The sequence below is a fragment of the Umezawaea tangerina genome, from assembly GCF_003002815.1.
In the GTDB taxonomy this organism is placed as follows: Bacteria; Actinomycetota; Actinomycetes; order Mycobacteriales; family Pseudonocardiaceae; genus Umezawaea; species Umezawaea tangerina.
The window spans coordinates 248,915-267,347 of sequence record NZ_PVTF01000013.1 but is presented as its reverse complement, the minus strand read 5'-3'; the positions used below and the strand labels follow the sequence as shown (position 1 = coordinate 267,347).

Annotated in this window: 19 protein-coding genes; 9 read left to right on the top strand and 10 right to left on the bottom strand. The window is 72.2% G+C overall.

Annotated features, from left to right (window positions below):
* Positions 1-123 precede the first annotated feature (123 nt).
* On the bottom strand, positions 124-321 hold the full coding sequence (locus CLV43_RS36790) for an antitoxin (protein WP_106193395.1): 198 nt from the start codon (positions 319-321) through the stop codon (positions 124-126).
* A gap of 222 nt (positions 322-543) precedes the next feature.
* Here CLV43_RS36790 and CLV43_RS36785 point away from each other — a divergent pair, with 222 nt between their 5' ends.
* Entirely contained in the window at positions 544-1,155 is a 612-nt protein-coding gene (locus CLV43_RS36785; RefSeq protein ID WP_146175038.1) for an NlpC/P60 family protein, read from the top strand.
* Here CLV43_RS36785 and CLV43_RS36780 read toward each other — a convergent pair.
* Together CLV43_RS36780 and CLV43_RS36775 are read right to left on the bottom strand one after the other, a co-directional pair.
* A complete protein-coding gene (locus CLV43_RS36780; RefSeq protein WP_170156177.1) occupies positions 1,145-4,054 on the bottom strand; it encodes an AfsR/SARP family transcriptional regulator in 2,910 nt (969 codons plus the stop codon). The genes CLV43_RS36785 and CLV43_RS36780 overlap by 11 nt on opposite strands.
* A gap of 230 nt (positions 4,055-4,284) precedes the next feature.
* Complete coding sequence (locus CLV43_RS36775; protein ID WP_106193390.1) at positions 4,285-4,731, bottom strand: hypothetical protein; 447 nt, start codon at positions 4,729-4,731, stop codon at positions 4,285-4,287.
* 141 nt (positions 4,732-4,872) lie between these two features.
* Here CLV43_RS36775 and CLV43_RS36770 point away from each other — a divergent pair, with 141 nt between their 5' ends.
* Positions 4,873-5,562: an aspartate/glutamate racemase family protein gene (locus CLV43_RS36770; protein WP_106193498.1), complete on the top strand. Its 690-nt coding sequence runs from the start codon at positions 4,873-4,875 to the stop codon at positions 5,560-5,562.
* Positions 5,563-5,992: 430 nt separating this feature from the next.
* Here CLV43_RS36770 and CLV43_RS36765 read toward each other — a convergent pair whose 3' ends face one another.
* The 4 genes from CLV43_RS36765 to CLV43_RS36750 form a co-directional block, all read right to left on the bottom strand.
* Positions 5,993-6,703, bottom strand: coding sequence for a M23 family metallopeptidase (locus CLV43_RS36765; RefSeq protein ID WP_106193389.1), 711 nt, complete (start codon positions 6,701-6,703; stop codon positions 5,993-5,995).
* A 704-nt stretch (positions 6,704-7,407) separates the two neighbouring features.
* Positions 7,408-7,785, bottom strand: coding sequence for a VOC family protein (locus tag CLV43_RS36760; RefSeq protein WP_106193387.1), 378 nt, complete (start codon positions 7,783-7,785; stop codon positions 7,408-7,410).
* Positions 7,782-8,159, bottom strand: a complete 378-nt coding sequence (locus CLV43_RS36755) for an SgcJ/EcaC family oxidoreductase (protein WP_106193386.1) — start codon at positions 8,157-8,159, stop codon at positions 7,782-7,784. Before CLV43_RS36755 ends, CLV43_RS36760 begins: the two co-directional genes overlap by 4 nt.
* A complete protein-coding gene (locus tag CLV43_RS36750) occupies positions 8,152-8,781 on the bottom strand; it encodes a M67 family metallopeptidase (RefSeq protein ID WP_106193384.1) in 630 nt (209 codons plus the stop codon). Before CLV43_RS36750 ends, CLV43_RS36755 begins: the two co-directional genes overlap by 8 nt.
* A gap of 207 nt (positions 8,782-8,988) precedes the next feature.
* On the opposite strand from CLV43_RS36750, the gene CLV43_RS36745 reads away from it, so the two are divergent.
* Both CLV43_RS36745 and CLV43_RS36740 read left to right on the top strand, forming a co-directional pair.
* The gene (locus CLV43_RS36745) at positions 8,989-9,960 is read left to right on the top strand and encodes a LysR family transcriptional regulator (RefSeq protein WP_170156176.1); all 972 of its coding nucleotides are present in this window, start codon (positions 8,989-8,991) and stop codon (positions 9,958-9,960) included.
* A gap of 11 nt (positions 9,961-9,971) precedes the next feature.
* On the top strand, positions 9,972-10,481 hold the full coding sequence (locus tag CLV43_RS36740) for a VOC family protein (RefSeq protein ID WP_106193381.1): 510 nt from the start codon (positions 9,972-9,974) through the stop codon (positions 10,479-10,481).
* On the opposite strand, the gene CLV43_RS36735 is transcribed toward CLV43_RS36740, so the two are convergent.
* Together CLV43_RS36735 and CLV43_RS36730 are read right to left on the bottom strand one after the other, a co-directional pair.
* Positions 10,421-11,344, bottom strand: coding sequence for an FkbO/Hyg5 family chorismatase (locus CLV43_RS36735; protein WP_106193379.1), 924 nt, complete (start codon positions 11,342-11,344; stop codon positions 10,421-10,423). The two genes, CLV43_RS36740 and CLV43_RS36735, sit on opposite strands and share 61 nt — an antisense overlap.
* A 73-nt stretch (positions 11,345-11,417) precedes the next feature.
* On the bottom strand, positions 11,418-12,422 hold the full coding sequence (locus CLV43_RS36730; RefSeq protein ID WP_106193377.1) for a LacI family DNA-binding transcriptional regulator: 1,005 nt from the start codon (positions 12,420-12,422) through the stop codon (positions 11,418-11,420).
* 123 nt (positions 12,423-12,545) lie between these two features.
* On the opposite strand from CLV43_RS36730, the gene CLV43_RS36725 reads away from it, so the two are divergent.
* Together CLV43_RS36725 and CLV43_RS36720 are read left to right on the top strand one after the other, a co-directional pair.
* Positions 12,546-14,558, top strand: a complete 2,013-nt coding sequence (locus tag CLV43_RS36725; RefSeq protein WP_245887233.1) for a bifunctional aldolase/short-chain dehydrogenase — start codon at positions 12,546-12,548, stop codon at positions 14,556-14,558.
* Positions 14,555-15,946 carry a rhamnulokinase gene (locus CLV43_RS36720; protein ID WP_106193373.1) on the top strand — a complete coding sequence of 464 codons (1,392 nt, stop codon included), beginning with the start codon at positions 14,555-14,557 and terminating at the stop codon, positions 15,944-15,946. Before CLV43_RS36725 ends, CLV43_RS36720 begins: the two co-directional genes overlap by 4 nt.
* A gap of 2 nt (positions 15,947-15,948) precedes the next feature.
* Here CLV43_RS36720 and CLV43_RS36715 read toward each other — a convergent pair whose 3' ends face one another.
* Complete coding sequence (locus tag CLV43_RS36715) at positions 15,949-16,338, bottom strand: cupin domain-containing protein (RefSeq protein WP_106193372.1); 390 nt, start codon at positions 16,336-16,338, stop codon at positions 15,949-15,951.
* 52 nt (positions 16,339-16,390) lie between these two features.
* On the opposite strand from CLV43_RS36715, the gene CLV43_RS36710 reads away from it, so the two are divergent.
* The 3 genes from CLV43_RS36710 (at position 16,391) to CLV43_RS49725 (ending at position 18,416) form a co-directional block, all read left to right on the top strand.
* Positions 16,391-17,356: a helix-turn-helix domain-containing protein gene (locus CLV43_RS36710; RefSeq protein WP_106193370.1), complete on the top strand. Its 966-nt coding sequence runs from the start codon at positions 16,391-16,393 to the stop codon at positions 17,354-17,356.
* 105 nt (positions 17,357-17,461) lie between these two features.
* A complete protein-coding gene (locus CLV43_RS36705; RefSeq protein ID WP_245887232.1) occupies positions 17,462-17,977 on the top strand; it encodes a TetR/AcrR family transcriptional regulator in 516 nt (171 codons plus the stop codon).
* Positions 17,978-17,993: 16 nt separating this feature from the next.
* Positions 17,994-18,416, top strand: a complete 423-nt coding sequence (locus CLV43_RS49725) for a DUF3159 domain-containing protein (RefSeq protein WP_245887231.1) — start codon at positions 17,994-17,996, stop codon at positions 18,414-18,416.
* The last annotated feature ends 17 nt before the right edge of the window (positions 18,417-18,433 follow it).

The window sequence follows — 18,433 nt, the reverse complement described above, 5'->3', positions numbered from 1 at the left end:
TTTGTCTGTTGGTTTCAGTGTGGTTGGGCAGTCGGGTTGCCATTGGCTTTGCTGCTTGGTGTTTTGTCTGGACATGGCGGAGGCCTCTCCCGGTCGCGGGGAGAGGCCTCCGGGTCTGTGGGGTTAGCGCTGGCTGAAGCGGTCCAGGCCTTCCTTGGCCTTCTCCTGGCCCTGGTCGACGTGCTCGGAGTACTTGCCGTCGGTCTTGCTGTCGACGAAGTCGCCCGCCTTGTCGATGCCCTGGTCGGCCTTGTCGCCGTGTTCGCCGAGAGCGTCCTTGGCCTTGTCCTTGAGCGCGTCGAACTTGTCGCCGATACCCATGAGCCCGAATCCTCCTCGACGGTGTCCCTTGTGGACACCTCGAACCAGGACTACCCGGCTTGTCGGGAGGCCACTCGTGTTGTCACACCATCGTGTGGACTGGTCGGGCTGGGGCGGCGAAGTGGTGTTGGACCTGGGTGGTTACCCGTTCTTAGGCGGATCTTCAGCGGTGCCCGTCACGGTTGGCCCGTCCAATCCGACTGGGGCAGGGAGAAGGCTTAGATGCGGATTCGAAACGCGGCTGCGGCGCTGGTGCCGGCGACCGCACTCGTGTTCGGTCTCTTCTCGGGTGTGGTGGTGGCTCCGGCCTCCGCGGCGCCCGTGACGGCCGAGTCGGTCGACTCCTCGGTGATCCTCGACGCGCCGGAGGGCGTCCAGGACGCGGAGGACAACAGTGCCGCGGCGAAGGCCGCGAGCTACGGCGGCACCATCACCCGCGCGGAGGTCCTGGCGCGGGCGAAGGACTGGTGGAACCGGAAGGTTCCGTACAGCCAGAGCAAGTACGCGTGGGACGTCGACAAGGGCAAGAAGTACCGGACGGACTGCTCCGGGTTCGTGTCCATGACGTGGAAGATCACCAGCAGCCGCAACACGAGCACCCTCGACGACATCGCCACGAAGATCGGCTGGGCGAGTCTGAAGCCGGGTGACATGGTGCTGCGGGCCGGTCACCACGTGAAGCTGTTCGAGAAGTGGACCAGTTCGGCGAAGACGTCGATGTGGATCTACGAGGAGGGCAGCACGGCGACGGACATGGACCACGAGACGGTGTCCGTCTCGTCGCTCAAGTCCGGTGGCTACGTGCCGTGGAAGTACAAGAAGATCAAGGACTGACCGAGCAGTCCGACCGGGTCCGGGAGATCGGTTCGCCCGCCTCCCGCGACCCCAGCTCGGCGAACAGCAGCGCCGCCTCGCTCCAGCAGCGGGCGGCGCTGTCGTCGTCCCCGCGGCCCGCGTGCACGGCGCCGAGGTCGCGCAGGGTGCGGGCGCGCCAGGCGGGCAGCTCCAGGTCGTCCCACGTGGTGAGGGCGGCGCCCAGCAGGACCTCGGCGAGGTCGAGCTCGCCCGCCGCGAGGTGCAGCTCGCCCAGGGTGCGGCGGAGCAGGGCGAGGCCGAAGCGGTCGCCGAGCTCGCGGCAGTTCTCCAGTGCGGAGACCAGCAGCAGGGCCGCTTCGGCGAACCGGCCGGTGCGCAGCCAGACCTTCGCCAGCGACTGGGCGGTGTAGCAGCCCATCAGCGGGTCCTCCAGGGCCAGCACGATGTCGTGGGCGCGGCGGAAGTGGTCCTCCGCCTCGAGGTGCTCGTCGCGGGCGCGGTGCACGAGCCCGATGCCGCGCACGGCCAGCGCCTCGCCGCGGGCGCTGCCCACCGAGCGGTAGACCTCCTCGGCCGCGCGCAGGGTCTGGAGGGCCTGGGCGTCGCGGCCGAGCTCGCGTTGCACCGAGCCGATCCCGTAGAGCGAGTGGGCCGCGCCCTCGGCGTCGCCCAGCTCGGCGAGCAGCGTCCGCGCGCGGTGCAGCGAGGCCAGCGCGGGGCCGTACCTGGCCTGCTCGCGGGCGACCATGCCCGCGCCGTTGAGCGCGACCGCCTCGCCGCGGCGGTCGCCGAGCCGGACGAACAGCGCGCCCGCGTCGGCGAACCAGCGACCCGCCTCGGCGAACTCGTCGCGCTTGAAGTACAGCTGGCCGAGGCTGCACCGCAGCACCGCCTCGCGACGGCGGTCCCCCACCGCGACCACGGCGTCCAGCGCCGCGCGGTGCGTGCGCTCCCAGCCGTCGTAGCGGTTGCGCAGCCCGAACCAGGCGAACACCAGCGCCTCGGCGAGGTCGCAGGCCTGCGCGGCGAACCCGAGCTCGGCGGCCCGTTCGACGACCTTGATCAGCAGCGGTTCCTCGACCGCGAACCAGGCGTCCCGCTCGGCGCGCGGCACGGGGTGGTCGTGCAGCTCGCCAAGGAAGTCCTGCATCCGCGGCACCACGGGCATCAGCCGTTCGACGCACCCGTCGACCTTGGCCTGGCACTCGACGAGCACGCGGTGGAACGCGGCGAAGCGGTCGGTGACGTCGTCCTCGGCCTCGGCGAGCTCGCGGGCGTGGATGCGGACGAGGTCGTGCATCCGGTAGCGGTGCCGTCCGGTGACGTCGAGCAGCCGCGCGTCCACCAGCCGGTCCAGGACGTCCTCGGCGGCGTCCTCCGGTAAGCCGAGCAGCGCGGGCGCCAGTCCGGCGGGCAGCTCGGGGTGGTCGAGGAAGCCGAACGCCCGGTACGCGCGACGGGCGGGCCCGTCCAGCGCGCGCAGCGTCAGCTCCAGGCTGCTGCGCACCGCGAGGTCGTCGGCGACCAGCTCGTCGAGCCGCCCCCGTTCGTCCCTCAGCCTGCTCACCAACCGGGAGACGGGCCAGTGCGGTCGACCCGCCAGGCGCGCGCCGGTGATCCGCACGGCCAGCGGCAGGTGGCCGCACAGCCGGGCGACCTCCAGCGCCGCCTCCGGGTCCTCGGCCACCCTGTCGTCACCGAGGATGCCGGTGAGCAGCGCGACGGCCTCCTGCGGGGTCAGCACGTCCAGCGCCAGCCGCTGCACCTGGCGGTCGACCGGGCGGTTGCGGCTGGTGACCAGCGTGAGGCAGCCGGGAGCGCCGGGCAGGAGCTGCCGGACCTGCGAGACGCCCGCGACGCCGTCGAGCACGATCAGCACCCGCCGACCGGTCAGCTGCGCCCGCCACAGGGCGGCGCGCTCGTCGAGCTGGGTCGGGATCCGGACGGTGGGCACGTCCAGCGCGCGCAGCAGGACGTCCAGCGCCGCACCGGGAACGGGTGGGAGGGCGTGCAGGTCGACGAACAGCTGGCCGTCCGGGTAGCGCGCGGCCAGCCGGTGGGCGGCGTGCACGGCGAACGCGCTCTTGCCGACGCCCGCGGCACCCTCGATCCACCACACGCCGTGCGGTTCGCCCTCGGTCAGCCGGGCCAGCTCCTCGGCCCGGCCGGTGAAGTCTCCGACGTCGCGCGGCAGGTAGTTGCGGCGCACCGGTTCCGGCTCGGCGCCGTCGAGGACGGCCCGGTAGAGCTGTTGCAGCTGCGGTCCGGGTTCCACGCCCAGCTCGTCCACGAGGAGGCGACGCGTGTCGTGGAAGACCCGCATGGCCTCGGTGCGCCTGCCCGCGCCCGCCAGCGCGCGCATCAGGCGGACGCGCAGGCGTTCGGCGAGCGGGTGCTCCTCCACGAGGTCCGCCAGCAGGTCGACGACCTCGGCGTGCCGCCCGAGCGCCAGGTCCGCGTCGGCGGCCTCCTCCACGGCCGCGAGGCGCTGGGCCTCCAGCGGACCGGCCAGCCGCTCGATCCCGGTCACCGGGGCGCCCCGCCACAGCGCCAGCGCCTCCCCCAGCACCACCCGGCGCTCCGCCGGGTCGGCGATCTCCCCCGCCCGCGCGGTCAGGGAGCGGAACACGTGCGCGTCGACGTGGTCCGGGTCGGCGTCGAGGCGGTAGCCCGCGGTGCGGTGCTCGACCGGGACACCGGCGCGGCGCAGCGTCGAGATGTGCACCTGGAGGGACTTCCGCGCCTGCGGCGGCGGCTCCTCGCCCCAGACGAGGTCGATGAGCCGGTCCACCGGGACGACCTTGCCGCAGTCGAGGGCGAGCACGGCGAGGATCCGGCTGGCCTTGGGGGGCAGGGACGGGACCGCGGCTCCGCTGTCGTCGTGCACCTCGATCGGGCCGAGTATCCGGAACTGCACCGAGCCCCCTCCACGGGTTGGCGTTCCACCGACCTTCGCCGGGAGACGACGCGGGGGTTTGACGCCGTCCACGGCGCCGGGATCCGGTTCGTTACAGAAGTCACCCGATCGTCGCAGTCGACTACCCAAAGTGACAGTCACTGGAGATCGACCGGTCTACGGGTGCCCGGACGGCTCATCGCGGAGGTGGAAGTGGGAGCAAACGGACACGGTGCGTGCGATCGGACGGGCTACCTGACGGGCGACGCCGACCGCGCCCCGGTGCGGGCGTGCAACTCGTGGACGACCTCGACGAACTCGTGGCCCCACAGCTGGTGGGCGCACCACTCGGCGTTGGCGCGCAGGTAGGCGGTCTCGGTGGCGATCGTGCACCGCCACTCCCCCGGCTCGCCGCGGTGGTGGCGGACGTAGCTCGCGACCCGGTGCAGCGTGGCCAGCGTCGACAGGACCACGACGGCGGGGTCGGGGTCGCCCAGGGCGGTGTCGAGAGCGGCGTGCAGGCCCGTGGTGGAGACCGGGGCGGAGCGGCCCTCGTGAGAGGGGCCGGTGGTGCAGATGGCGACGGCGTGGGCGCGGATCTCGTCGAGGCGGTCGGCCGTTGCCCGGACGCAGCACGGGCAGGCCCAGCGGAGGGGGCTGCTCGGGCCTCCGCAGGCGCGGCACACGGTGGTCGGCAAGGTTCCTCCGCTTAGGGTCGGGACGGGGTGTCGTCGGGACGGGTGTCGTCCGTAGGACGCGGCGGAGGGGTGATCGGGTTGCCCGGGTTGCGTGTGCGGAGAATGGGCGGGGTTGTGGTGCTGATCTTGGGAGGGTGCGGGATGTTGACCATCGGGATGCTCGGCGGGATGAGCTGGGAGAGCAGTGCCGAGTACTACCGGCTGGCGAATGAGCTGGTCCGCGAGAAGTTGGGTGGGCTGCATTCGGCGCGGTGCGTGTTGCACTCGGTGGACTTCGCGGAGATCGAGGTGCTGCAGACGGAAGGGCGGTGGGAGGAGGCGGGGAAGGTGCTCGCCGAGGCCGCTCGTGGGGTGGAGGCGGCGGGAGCTGACGTGCTGCTGATCTGCACGAACACGATGCACAAGGTGGCGGGTCAGGTGGAGGCGGCGATCGGGATCCCGTTGTTGCACCTGGGGGATGCGACGGCCGCGGCTGTGCAGCGGGCCGGGGTGGGGGTTGTGGGGTTGCTGGGGACGGCTTTCACGATGGAGCAGGGGTTCTACCGGGAGCGGTTGGAGGGGCACGGGTTGGAGGTGCTGGTGCCGGGGGACGCGGATCGGGCGTTGGTGCACCGGGTGATCTACGAGGAGTTGTGCCTGGGGGTGGTGCGGGAGGAGTCGCGGGAGGGGTATCGGGGGGTGATCGCGCGACTGGTGGAGGCCGGAGCGCAAGGGGTGGTGCTGGGGTGCACGGAGATCGAGTTGCTGGTGGGGGAAGGGGATAGCGAGGTGCCGGTGTTCCCGACTACGCGGCTGCACGTGGAGGCGGCTGTGGAGTGGGCTTTGAGGTGATGTTGGGGGTGCCCGCCGTGCGTTGAGTGTGCCGCGAGGGGTCAACCCCGATCGCCGAGTGTTCTATACGCACCAACGCTTGTCAAGACGGTGAAGCTGTCTTGACAAGCGTTGGTGCGTATAGAGATGGCTTTTCGTCGGGGTGCGTGGGGGAAGGGGTTCGCAGGGCAGCAGGCTGCGCCTGAAGGGCATCCTCGGCTGCGCCGTCGGACCGGGCATCCTTGCTGCGCTGCGGACAAGGCCCCAGGCGCTCCGCGCCGGATGCGCGCTGGCGGGCTGCGCCCATCGGGGGGATCCTCGGCTGCGCCATTGGACGGGGCATCCTTGGCTTCGCCGTCGGGCAGGGAACGCATCCTCGCTGCGCGTCGGACAGGCGTCCGGGCTTCGGCGGACGGAGCTTGGCTTGGCCCGGTTGCTGCTTTGGCTTTGGCTAGACGGTGACGCCTGCTTTGTTGAGCCAGGGAAGGGGGTTGGTTTTGAGGCCGTTGGCGTCCCAGACCTCGAAGTGGAGGTGGGCGCCGAAGGAGACGCCGTTGTTGCCGACCTGGGCGATCTGGTCGCCCGCGTGGACCTGTTGGCCCTTCTCGACGGAGAAGTAGTACATGTGGCCGTAGACGGTGATGGTGCCGTCGGGGTGCTGGATGCGGACCCAGAGGCCGAAGCCGCTGGCGGGGCCGGCTTCGATGACGACGCCGTCGGCGGCGGCGTAGATCGGGGAGCCGAGGGGGGCGGCGATGTCGATGCCGTAGTGCATGGCGCCGTCGCGGTAGCCGAAGCCCGAAGAGAAGGTGCCGTGGGCGGGGGCGACGTACTTGGGGCGGTTGGCCTCGGCCTCGGCGGCCTCGCGCTCCTCGGTGATCCGCTGGCTCTTGGTGAGCTTGCTCGCCTCGGCGCTCGCGTCGGTGTGCTTCACGACCTGGAGCACCTGCGGGGCGGCGGGGGCGGTGCCGCCGATGCCGAACGCGGCCGCGCCGTCGGTGGCGTTGGCGAGCGGTGTCACCTCGTCCGAGGGCGCGGGGGCGCCGGTGGCCTGGAGGGCGTGGCCCGCGCCCGCGGCACCGAAGGCACCGATCGCGACAGCGGCAACGACGATCCGGCCGCGCAGGGCGGACGGGGGCGGTGGCAGGCGGTGGCTGCGCACGGCTCGGGGTGCCGCGCTCGCGTCGACTGCCTTGCCGCCTGAGGAGCGGGGGTGGGACAAGACCTGGCCTTCCGTGTTCGGGGAGTCCGGTCGAACCGGGCGGGGGAACCCGGTGAGTCGGTCGGGGGTCCGACTCGGCGTTCACTCTCGTGATCAACCACGACGGTGGACGAGGGGACATTAGCGGGGTCGGAGCGGCACCGGCAACCCCCTGTATATGCAATGGCCCCCTGGAATTGGACAAACGGGTGAGTCTCACCTCGTTGGACTCACGGAAGGCGATCTACCAGCACAGACGGTGATCCCGTCGAATGGCGAAACTGCTTTGAACGATCTTGGGCTCCGGTACGTATCGCTAACGGAAGTCCGATTCGGCCGAATTGCCGTCGCTTTTTCACAGTGAACGACGACCGGTCTTGAGGGGGTCCGTTCGGTGGTCGGACCGACACCCGAACGGACCAGCGGCCCATTCGCCGGATCCGGTCGTTCACGGTCCGGCAAGGCCGACAGCAGGTGCTTTGGCGCGAGACCGCCACTGCGCGAAGCGGTCGTGATGACGCCCTGGGCGAACCGTGGACGTGAGAGCGCTCACAGCGATCTTGGGGTGATGACATGGTGTGGCGCCCGCCACAGTCCGATCGTCGGCGTCCCTCCGTGGCGAAGCGGCCGCACCGTCCACGGAGGACGGTGCGGCCGTGGACCGGTCAGTCCGCGATGCCCGGTGGCAGGAAGCCGTGGGCGGACAGGTCGAACCAGTTGCCCTCGGGGTCGATCGCGCGGTACTCGGCGAACGGCCGGTCGGTGGCACGGGCGACCGCGCGGGGCACCCCGGCCTCGGCGATCCGGTCGGCGGTGACGTCGACGTCCTCGACCTCGAAGCCGAAGTGGTTGAAGCCGGTGGCGACGTCGCCGTCGAGCCGCTGCTGGATGAGGGCGAGGTTGACGTACCCGTCGGTGAGGAAGTGGCTGCCGTCCGGGTCCTGGTGGAACACCTCCATCCCGAGGCGGTCGCGGTAGAAGTCCGCCATCCGCTTGGCGTCCTGGACGACGAACGCGAGGTGGCGCAGGCGCGGCCTGGTCATGGGGTGCTTCCCTTCGGGGCGGTGGGGACCATGTTGTGGAAGGCGGTGATCGACCAGTCGCCGTCGTGGCGGGTCACCACGGCCTGGGCGTGGGTGAGCGGACCGCCCGGCGTGATCGCCGTCGTGACGTGCACGAGGACGACCCCGTCGGCCAACGGCCGGACCAGGTGGAACTCGGGCACCAGCTCGGTGTCCTGGAAGACGGAGGAGAACAGGCGCGCGTGCCCGGCCTCGACCTCGGCGCGGCCGTGCAGCTCCTCACCGCGCACGGTGACGAAGTCGACGTCGGCGGCGAAGACGGCCGCGAACCGCTCCGCGTCGCCCTTCGCCCACCCCTCGGCCATGGTGTCCCACAGCGCTTGGACCTCATCCACGACGGCTCCCCGGAACGGTGGTGCGCACGCGGAGCGGGAGCGGCAGGCACGCCCCGTCCCACGCGGCGATCGAGTAGTAGAGGTCGCCGTGCCGCTTCTCCAGGTAGCAGACGACGTTGATGGGCCAGCCGCAGCCGCGGAACACGTACTCGTCCATGGCGGAGGGCCGGTCGCTCAGCGGCCGGTGCCGTTCGGACTCCGGGCCGAGCCGGTGCCAGTCGGGGTGCAGGTGGATCGAGCCGAGGATGTCGCAGCCGAGGTCGTCGGCGCGGCGGGAGATCCGCAGCAGGTCCGCGGGGTCGAGCCACCAGGCCCGGACCGGGTTCTCGTAGGCCGACCCGAACCGGGGCACGATCGTGGTCTCGAACTCCTGCCGCGCGGCGGGCGACGTGGTCCGCGCGTTGCGGCCGAACTCGACCCGCTCCACCAGGTAGGAGCCGTCGGCGCCGGTGCCGAGCAGCACGCCGAAGCACGGTCTCGGCTCGTCCGGGGTGATGGACGCGTACTCCGCCGCGGCGGCCTCGATGAAGACCTCCAGGGCCGTCTCGGAGAACAGGACCGACCGGTCTTCGGCGACCCGCGCGGGGTCGCCGCGCACGTCCAGGACACTCGCCATCGTCATCAATCCCACTCGTCGGCTCTCCCCGGTGGACCGTCCGGGATCGGTGGCGGAAACGTAGCCGGCACCCCCTGCGCCGACAACCCGCCGATCGTCAGGCGGAAGGCCACGACCTGGGGAAACGTCACGATGATCACGGAGTTGGCGCTATACCGATGGGCGATAACCTTTCGCGTTCAGCGTCCGTTCACCGCCCGTACGATGATCCTCATGCGCCTGGAAGTCCGGCACCTCGAGCTCGTCGTCGCCATCGCGGAGTCGGGCAGCCTGCGCAAGGCGGCCGCGCACCTGCACCTCACGCAGCCCGCGGTGACGACCCAGCTCAAGCGGATCGAGGCGTGGCTCGGCGGGCCGCTGTTCGTGCGGTCCACCGACGGGGTCCTGGCCACCCACACGGGCACCGAGCTGGTCCGCGACGCGAAGAAGGTCCTCGACCAGCTCGCCGACCTGGAGCGGACCGCGCGGCTCAACACCCAGCGCGAGTCGGGCACGCCGCTCAAGGTCGGCGGCATCCCGGCGCAGCAGTTCAGCCTGCTGGTCAACGTCCTCGCGGCGACCCGACCGCGGCAGGAGGTCACCAGCCGGACCGTCCGCGAGACCTCGGCGCTGACCGCGCTGCTCGGGTCCGGTGAGCTCGACGTCGCGGTCATGCGGCGGTTCCCCGGCTTCCCGCTGGCGCTGCCGACGGGCGTCGAGCACCGGCTGATGCTGTCCGAGCCCATCTTCGTGGGTGTCCACGAAGGACACCCGCTGGCCGGGCGGGACGAGATCGCGCTGGCGGAGCTGGCTGACGAGAAGTGGGTCATGCCGGACCCCGACGACAGCGGCATGAACGAGTTCGTCGCCCGCGCCTGCGCGGCGGCCGGGTTCGAGCAGCGGATCGCGCACCTCACCAACGAGGCGCACATCGCGTTCGCGCTGACCGCCGAGGGCCGCGCGGTGTGCCAGCTCTACCCGATCGGCACGGCGCGCGACGGGCTGGCGACGTTGACCCTGGAGGGCAACCCGCTGCACCGCGAGATCGTGCTGGCCTGGCGCGAGGACTCGCCCGTCGCCTCCGCGGTCGACGAGCTGTGCCGGGAGATCGAGGTGCGGTACCGCGCGCTGGTGGACACGTCCCCGGTGTACGCGCGATGGTGGCTCCGAGGAGGCGCGGACTTCGCCCTCCCCCGAGGTGCCTGAGGAGACCGACCGTGGCGATCCGCGGCTTGAACCACGCCGTCCTGTGGGTGCGCGACCCCGCGCCCAGCTCCGCGTTCTACGTGGACGTGCTGGGTTTCCGGGTCGTGCACAGCACGCCGAGGTCGGTGTTCCTGCGGGCGCCGGAGTCGTCCAACGACCACGACCTTGGCCTGTTCCGGACCGACGTGGCCGCGCCCAGCACGGCGGGGCAGGGCCAGGTCGGGCTGTACCACCTGGCGTGGGAGGTGCCGACGCTCGCCGACCTGCGCGACTGCCGCGACCGGTTGGAGGCGGCGGGCGCGCTGGTCGGCTCCAGCGACCACGGCGCCACGAAGGGCTTGTACGCCAAGGATCCCGACGGGCTGGAGTTCGAGGTCTGCTGGCTGGTCCCCCACCACCTGGTCGACGCCGAGGTCCTGGCGCACCGGGGTGAGCTGGACCTCGACGCCGACATCGCCCGCTACGGCGCCGACACGACCGGTGCCTGCGCCAGGGTCGGCGCGCCCGCGCGATCGGGCTGATCGGCCCTGCGCAGGACGCGCGGCAGGGCTCCCCGCACGGCGATCACGCCCTCGACCTCGACCAGCAGGTCGGACCGGCAGAGGTCTGCGCGGACCAGCTCGACCGCCGGGTCGCCGGTGAAGACCGCGCGGCACACGGCTTCGACGGCAGGCAGGTGCTCGGCGTGCCGCACGTACACCTTCACCCGGTCGAAGTCGGCGAGCCCGAAGTGGCCGTCCACGCCGTGGCGCGCGAGGTTGGGCCCGCCCACGACCGTCCGGATGTTGGTGAGCGTGCGGTCGAGCTGCCCGTGCAGGTCGCCGACGTGCACGGTCTCGTGGCCCACGATGCTCGCCGTGCCGGACAGGAACAGCACGTCGCCCTCGGCGCGCTCCAGGTACCCGGCGCGGGCGAACGACGGCGGCCGCGGCCCGTAGCGGGTCGGGTAGTGGTAGGCGGGCACCTGGTCCGGGTTCTCGATCGCGGTGAGCCGCCCCGCCCGTGTCGCGAGCACGCACACCGTGATGCCCTCGCCCGAGCTGCCGACACCGGTCGCGGCGGGCATCCCGAACGGCGGGCGGAGCTCCTCGAACGCCCGTGCGCGGCCGACGCAGAAGTCCCGGTAGGTCTCCAGGCCGTCGGCGTTGGCGCCGTTGATGTCCCCGATGTAGTGCCAGAGCCTGCAGATGTCCGGGTACCCGCTCCACCCGGTCAACGCGAAGATCTCGGCGTAGACGTCCCGGACGGCCTCGGCGCAGCGGCCGGACGGCGGGATGAAGACGCTGATGGACAGGAAGTCGTCGTCGTGGGTGTAGCGCAGCGACCACTCCGCGCCGGTGCCCACCGCGTCCGCCGACGACCAGGTGTCGCAGGAACCGATCATGCCGACAGCGTCTCCCACCTGCGGCGGGTCCGCTCCGCACGACGGGAGGGAAGCCCCTATCGGGTAGCGGCCGTCACCGACGCGGCACGCGGGTGGAGTCGCGGACCACCAGTTCGGGTGAGAACACCACCGAGCGGTGTTCGTGCGCCACGTCGTCCGACGTCTCCTCGATCAGCAGTCGCGCGGCCGTCTCCCCTATGCGGGCGGCGGGCTGGCGGACCGAGGTGAGCGGGACGGCGGCGGCCGAGGCGAACTCGATGTCGTCGTAGCCGACGATCGCGACGTCCTCCGGCACCCGCACGCCCGCGGCGACCATGGCCTGGAGCACGCCCAGCGCCAGCAGGTCGTTGGCGCAGAACACCGCCGTGGGGCGGGGGCTGATGCCCAGTATGCGGGCGCCCGCGTCCCGGCCCGAGGCCACGTCGAGCGCGGCCACCTCCAGCACGGACAGCTCGTGGCCGGGGGCCTCCGCCAACGCCTTGCGCACGCCCTCCTCGCGTTCGCGGCACTGCACGAGGACGGCCGGGCCGTTGACGAACGCGATCCTGGTGTGGCCCTGCGCGGTGAGGTGCCTGCCCGCGAGCGCGCCGCCGAGCACGTCGTCCACCGAGACCGAGCAGCACTCGCCGCCGGTCGCCTTGCGGTCCACGAACACGTAGGGGATGCCGCTGCGGCGGAAGCCCGCCAGGCTCTCGTCGGCCGTGCCGACCGGGCTGAGCAGGACGCCGCGCACCCGCTGCTCGGCGAGCATCGCCAGGTACGAGGTCTCGCGGTCGACGCGCTGCGCGCTGTTGCACGTGATCATGTTCAGGCCCGCGTCGTGCGCTGCCTCCTCCGCACCGCGCGCCACGTCGACGAAGAACGGGTTGCCGAGGTCGAGCACCAGCAGGGCCAGCGTGCGGCTGCTGCCCGCGCGGAGCTGGCGGGCCGACTCGTCGCGGACGTAGCCCAGCTCCTCGATGACCGAGTTGACCCTGGATCTGGTCGCCGCGGAGACGACGTGCGGTCGGTTGACCACGTTCGAGACCGTGCCGATGGACACCCCGGCACGGCGTGCCACGTCCTTGATGCCGACCATGTCACCCGATCCCTTGCTCCGCGCCACGGAGAACCCTAACATGCGGATGAAACGTTTCAATGACGAGCGGGAGATCACGATGACGGCACTCGCGCGTGGCATCGACCAGGGCGGGTGGGGCGTGTGAGCACCGTGCGCGACCTGCTGGAGCGGTCCAACCGGCTGGGCTCCGACCCCGCGAACACGAACTACGCGGGTGGCAACACCTCGGCCAAGGGCTCGGCGACCGACCCCGCGACCGGCGAGCCGGTGGACCTGTTGTGGGTCAAGGGGTCCGGCGGCGACCTCGGCACGCTGACCGAGTCGGGACTGGCGGTGCTGCGGCTGGACCGGGTGCGCGGGCTGAGCGCGGTCTACCGGGGCGTCGAGCACGAGGACGAGATGGTCGAGGCGTTCGACCACTGCCTGCACGGCCGCGGCGGGGCGGCGCCGTCGATCGACACCGCGATGCACGCGCTGGTGGACGCGGGCCACGTCGACCACCTGCACCCCGACTCGGGGATCGCGCTGGCCACCGCCGTGGACGGCGAGAAGCTGACCGAGCGGTGCTTCGGCGACCGGGTCGTCTGGGTGCCGTGGCGGCGACCGGGCTTCCAGCTGGGGCTGGACATCGCCAAGATCAAGCAGGAGCACCCCGAGGCCATCGGCTGCGTGCTCGGCGGGCACGGCATCACCGCGTGGGGCGACACCTCCGCCGAGGCGGAGGCGCGCTCGCTGGAGATCATCCAGGGCGCCGCGCGGTTCCTCGCCGAGCACGGCCGCGCCGAGCCGTTCGGCCCGGAGATCCCCGGATACCAGGCGCTTCCGCCCGACCAGCGGCGGGCGCGGGCCGCCGAGCTGGCCCCGTTGCTGCGCGGGCTGGCCTCCACCGACGACCGCCGGATCGGCCACTTCACCGACACCGAGCCGGTGCTGGACTTCCTGGCCAGGGAGGAGCACCCGCGGCTGGCCGCGCTCGGCACGTCGTGCCCGGACCACTTCCTGCGCACCAAGGTCCGGCCGATGGTGCTCGACCTGCCGGCGACCGCACCGCTGGAGCAGGTGCGGACCAGGCTGCGCGAGCTGCACGTCGCCTACCGCGAGGACTACCGCGCCTACTACGACCGGCACGCGACCCCGGACTCCCCCGCCATCCGCGGCGCCGACCCGGCAATCGTGCTCGTGCCCGGGGTCGGCATGTTCTCCTTCGGCGCGGACGCCCAGACCGCCCGCGTGGCCGGGGAGTTCTACCTCAACGCCATCGCGGTGATGCGCGGCGCCGAGTCGGTGTCGACCTACGCGCCGATCGACGAGGCCGAGAAGTTCCGCATCGAGTACTGGGCGCTGGAGGAGGCGAAGCTCGCCCGCCGCCCCAAGCCCGCGCCGCTGACCGGCCGGGTCGCGTTCGTCACCGGCGCCGGGTCGGGCATCGGCCGGGCCATCGCGCACAAGCTGGCCGCGGAGGGCGCGTGCGTGGTGGTCGCCGACCGCGACGCCGAGGCCGCGCGGACCGTGGCCGACGAGCTGCGGGCGACGGCGGTGACGTCCGACGTGACCGACGAGGCGCAGATCGCCGCCGCGCTGGTCGAGGCCTCGCTCGCCTACGGCGGGGTGGACCTGGTGGTGAACAACGCCGGGCTGTCGATCTCGAAGCCGTTGCTGGACACCACGGTGGAGGACTGGGACAAGCAGCACGACGTGATGGCGCGGGGCTCGTTCCTGGTCGCCAAGCACGCCGCGCGGGTCATGGTCGACCAGGGGCTGGGCGGCGACATCGTCTACATCGCCAGCAAGAACTCGGTGTTCGCCGGTCCGGCCAACATCGCCTACGGCTCGGCCAAGGCCGACCAGGCCCACCAGGTGCGGCTGCTGGCCGCCGAGCTCGGCGAGCACGGGATCCGGGTCAACGGCGTCAACCCCGACGGCGTGGTGCGCGGGTCGGGCATCTTCGCGGGAGGCTGGGGCGCGCAGCGCGCCGAGGTCTACGGCGTGCCCGAGGAGCGGCTGGGCGAGTTCTACGCGCAGCGCACCCTGCTCAAGCGCGAGGTGCTGCCCGAGCACGTGGCGCACGCGGTGTTCGTGCTCACGACGCTGAGCCACACCACGGGCATGCACGTGCCGGTCGACGCCGGCGTGGCCGCGGCGTTCCTGCGATGAGGCGGTTCGCGGCGGTCGACCTGGGCGCGTCGAGCGGCCGGGTGATCGTGGGCGAGGTGGACGGGAACCGGGTGGCGCTCACCGAGGCGCACCGGTTCCCGAACCGGCCGGTGAAGATCGGCCGCACGCTCCATTGGGACGTCCTGGACCTGTACCGGGAGGTGGTCGACGGGCTTCGGCTCGCCGGTCGCCTCGACGGGGTGGGCGTGGACTCCTGGGCGGTGGACTACGGGCTGCTCGACCGGCACGGAGGCCTGGTGGGCAACCCGGTGCACTACCGGGACGAGCGCACGGCACCCGCCGTCGAGCACGCCCGCGAGCTGCTCCCGGCCGACCTGCACTACGCCGCCACCGGCATCCAGTTCCAGCCGTTCAACACGGCGTTCCAGCTCGTGGCCGACGACTGGGCCGCGCGCGGCGCCGTGCGGGCGCTGCTCGTCCCGGACCTGATCTCGTTCTGGCTCACCGGTCAGGAGGGCACCGAGATCACCAACGCGTCCACCACGGCGATGCTGGACCCGCGCACCCGCGCGTGGTCGGAGCAGGTCGCCGACGCGCTGGGGCTGGACACCGACCTGTTCGCGCCGCTGCGCGAGCCGGGCTCGGTGATCGGCGACGTGCTGCCGTCGATCGGCCTGGAGCACCGGGTCCCGGTATACGCGGTGGGCTCGCACGACACCGCGTCCGCCGTCGTGGCGGTGCCCGCGCGGGACGAGAACTTCGCCTACATCTCCTGCGGCACCTGGTCTTTGGTCGGTGTCGAGCTGACCGGGCCCGTGCTCACCGAGGACGCCCGGCGGGCGAACTTCACCAACGAGCTGGGCGTGGACGGCACGATCCGGTTCCTGCGCAACGTGATGGGCCTGTGGCTGCTCCAGGAGTGCCACCGGACGTGGGGCACCACCGACCCCGGCGCCCTGCTCGCCGAGGCGGCGGCACTCCCCCCGTCACCGGCCACGGTGGACGCCACCGACAGCCGGTTCCTCGCCCCCGGCGACATGCCCGAGCGGATCGCGGCCGCCTGCCGCGAGACCGGGCGGCCCGAGCCGCGGACCCGTGCCGAGCTCGTCCGCTGCGTGCTGGACAGCCTCGCGCTGGCGCACCGGGACGCGGTGGCCGACGCGGCCCGGCTCTCCGGCCGCCGGGTGGACGTCGTGCACATCGTCGGCGGTGGCGCGCGCAACGAGCTGCTGTGCCAGCTCACCGCCGACGCGTGCGGGCTCCCCGTGGTGGCCGGTCCGGTCGAGGCGTCCGCTTTCGGCAACGTGCTGGTGCAGGCGCGCGCCGCGGGTGCGCTGGACGGCGACCTGCGCACGATCGTCCGGGCGACCGAGCCGCTGCGGACCTACGCCCCACGACCGGAGGGCGCGCTGAGCCGGGGCGCCTGAGGTCAGACCCGGTGACCGATGGTGGCGTCCACGTGGTCGGGCACCTCGTCGTGCTCGTCGCCCACCGACAGCGTGCCGGTGGGCTCCACGAGCAGCACCGACGCGCCCTGCTCGGACGACGGCATGTGGAAGGTCCCGCGCGGCACGACGAACATCGAGCCGCGCGGCAGCGTGACCACCCGCTCGCCGTCGGCCTCGCGCAGACCGATGGCGATCTCGCCGTCCAGCACGAGGAAGAACTCGTCGGTCTCGTGGTGGACGTGCCAGACGTGCTCACCGAGGAACTTGGCGATCCGGATGTCGTAGTCGTTGACGTACAAGGGGATCCGAGGGCTCCAGGGGGTGTCGAACCCGTCGAGGACGGACTGGACGTCGATCGGCTGAGTGCTCATGCGCCCATCCTGTCCACTGGCCCCGCACGGCCGTGAGTGCTAGGAATCGCACATGTCGCAAGATTCCTCGCACCGGGTCGTGGTGATCGTCGACCAGGGCTCCAACCCGTTCGAGATGGGCGTGGCGACCGAGCTGTTCGGCCTGAGGCGGCCCGAGCTGGACCGACCCTGGTACGACTTCGCGCTGTGCGCCGCCGAGCCCGCCGTGACGATGCACCTCGGGATGTTCACGCTCTCCGACGTCGCCGGGCTGGAGGTCGCCGACACGGCGGACACGCTGGTCGTGCCCAACCGGCCCGACCCGCAGGTGCCCCCCTCCCCCGCCGTGCTGGCCGCGGTCGCCCGCGCCGCCGACCGCGGCGCCCGGCTGGTCAGCTTCTGCACCGGCGCGTTCACGCTGGCCGAAGCGGGTGTGCTGGACGGGCGGAGGGCGACCACGCACTGGCGCTGGGCCGACGAGTTCACCCGCCGGTTCCCGCAGGTCGCACTGGAACCCGACGTGCTGTTCGTGGAGGACGGGACGGTGTTCAGCGCGGCGGGCAGCGCGGCCGCGCTGGACCTCGGGCTGCACCTGGTCCACCGCGACCACGGGGCGGAGGTCGCCAACGCGGTCAGCAGGCGGCTGGTGTTCACCGGGCACCGCGACGGCGGCCAGCGGCAGTTCGTGGAACGGCCGGTGCCCGCCGTGCCGGACTCCTCGCTCGGGCCGGTGCTCGCCTGGGCGCAGGAACGGCTGGACCGGCCGCTGACCGTGGCGGACCTGGCCGCGCGCGCCACCAGCAGCCAGGCCACGCTGCACCGCCGGTTCCGCGCCGAGCTCGGGACGACGCCGTTGGCGTGGCTGACGACCCAGCGGGTCACGCTGGCGTGCAGGCTGATCGAACGCGGTGAGCAGCGGCTGGACCGGGTGGCCGCGGCGAGCGGGTTCGGGACGGCGGCCAACCTGCGGGCGCAGCTGCGCAGGCACACGGGGCTGAGCCCGTCGGCCTATCGGCGCCGGTTCGGGCCCGCGGCCTGAGCCGGAACTCCGGAAGACGAGCCCGGTCCTCGTTCGCGGCGATCCGTCCGACCCGCGACCCTTGTTGTCCGCGCCGCGATCGACGCGCTCGCCGAACACGGGTACGTGGAGGCTTCCTTCGCGCGCATCACCAAGCAGGCGGGGCTGAGCAGTCCGCGGATGATCTCCTACCACTTCGCGGACAAGAACGACCTGGTCCACCAGATCGCGGTGGAGGTCCTCACCGCCGCCGCGCGGTACGTGCTCGACCACGTGCAGGAGCAGGAGACCGCCGCCGGCAGGCTGCGCGCCTACCCCGAGTCGAGCCTCCGGTACCTGCGGGAGCACCCGAACGACATGGCGGCGCTGACGGCTATCGGCCCACACCTGCGCACCCCGACCGGTGAGGCCTACACGTCGGAAACAGCGCAGGAGCCGGGCGTCCAGGGGCTGGAGTGGCTGCTCGCCGACGGGCAGCGCACCGGCGAGTTCCGCGACTTCGACACCCGGTCGATGGCCGTGCTGATCCGCGGCGCCGTCGAGGCCGCGGCACAGCGGCTCCGGACCGAGCCGGGTTTCGACTTCGACGCCTACACCGCCGAGGTCGTCACGACCTTCGCGCTCGCCACCCGGCGGGCCTGACCAAGGGGGGACCACCGTGGCATCGGGAATCCGAGGCCGGTTGAGCCGGGTGCTGCTGGTCGACGTGATCGCGCCGCTGGCGGTGTTCTACGGGCTGCCCGCACTGGGGGCGAGCCAGTTCACCGCGCTGCTGGCGGGTGCGCTGATCCCGTTGGCCGGAACGGCGCACGACGTCGTGACCCGCTGTCGGGTCAGCGGCGTGCGGATCTTCGTCCTCGCCACCATGGCGCTGACCGTCGCGATGTCGTTCGTCAACGGCAGCCCGCGCGTCATGGCGGTCACCTTCCCGATCGACCTGGTGCCGTTGCTCGACGACGTCCTCCTGGTCGTCACCCTCGCCGCCGTCGTCGGTTTCCAGCGGTTCTACGGCCGCTCGGCCTTGCGCCGCAACGGCCTGCGCATGCGCGGCGTCCACGTCGAACGCCTGGCCCCGGCGTAGCGGTCGTCCTCGTGACC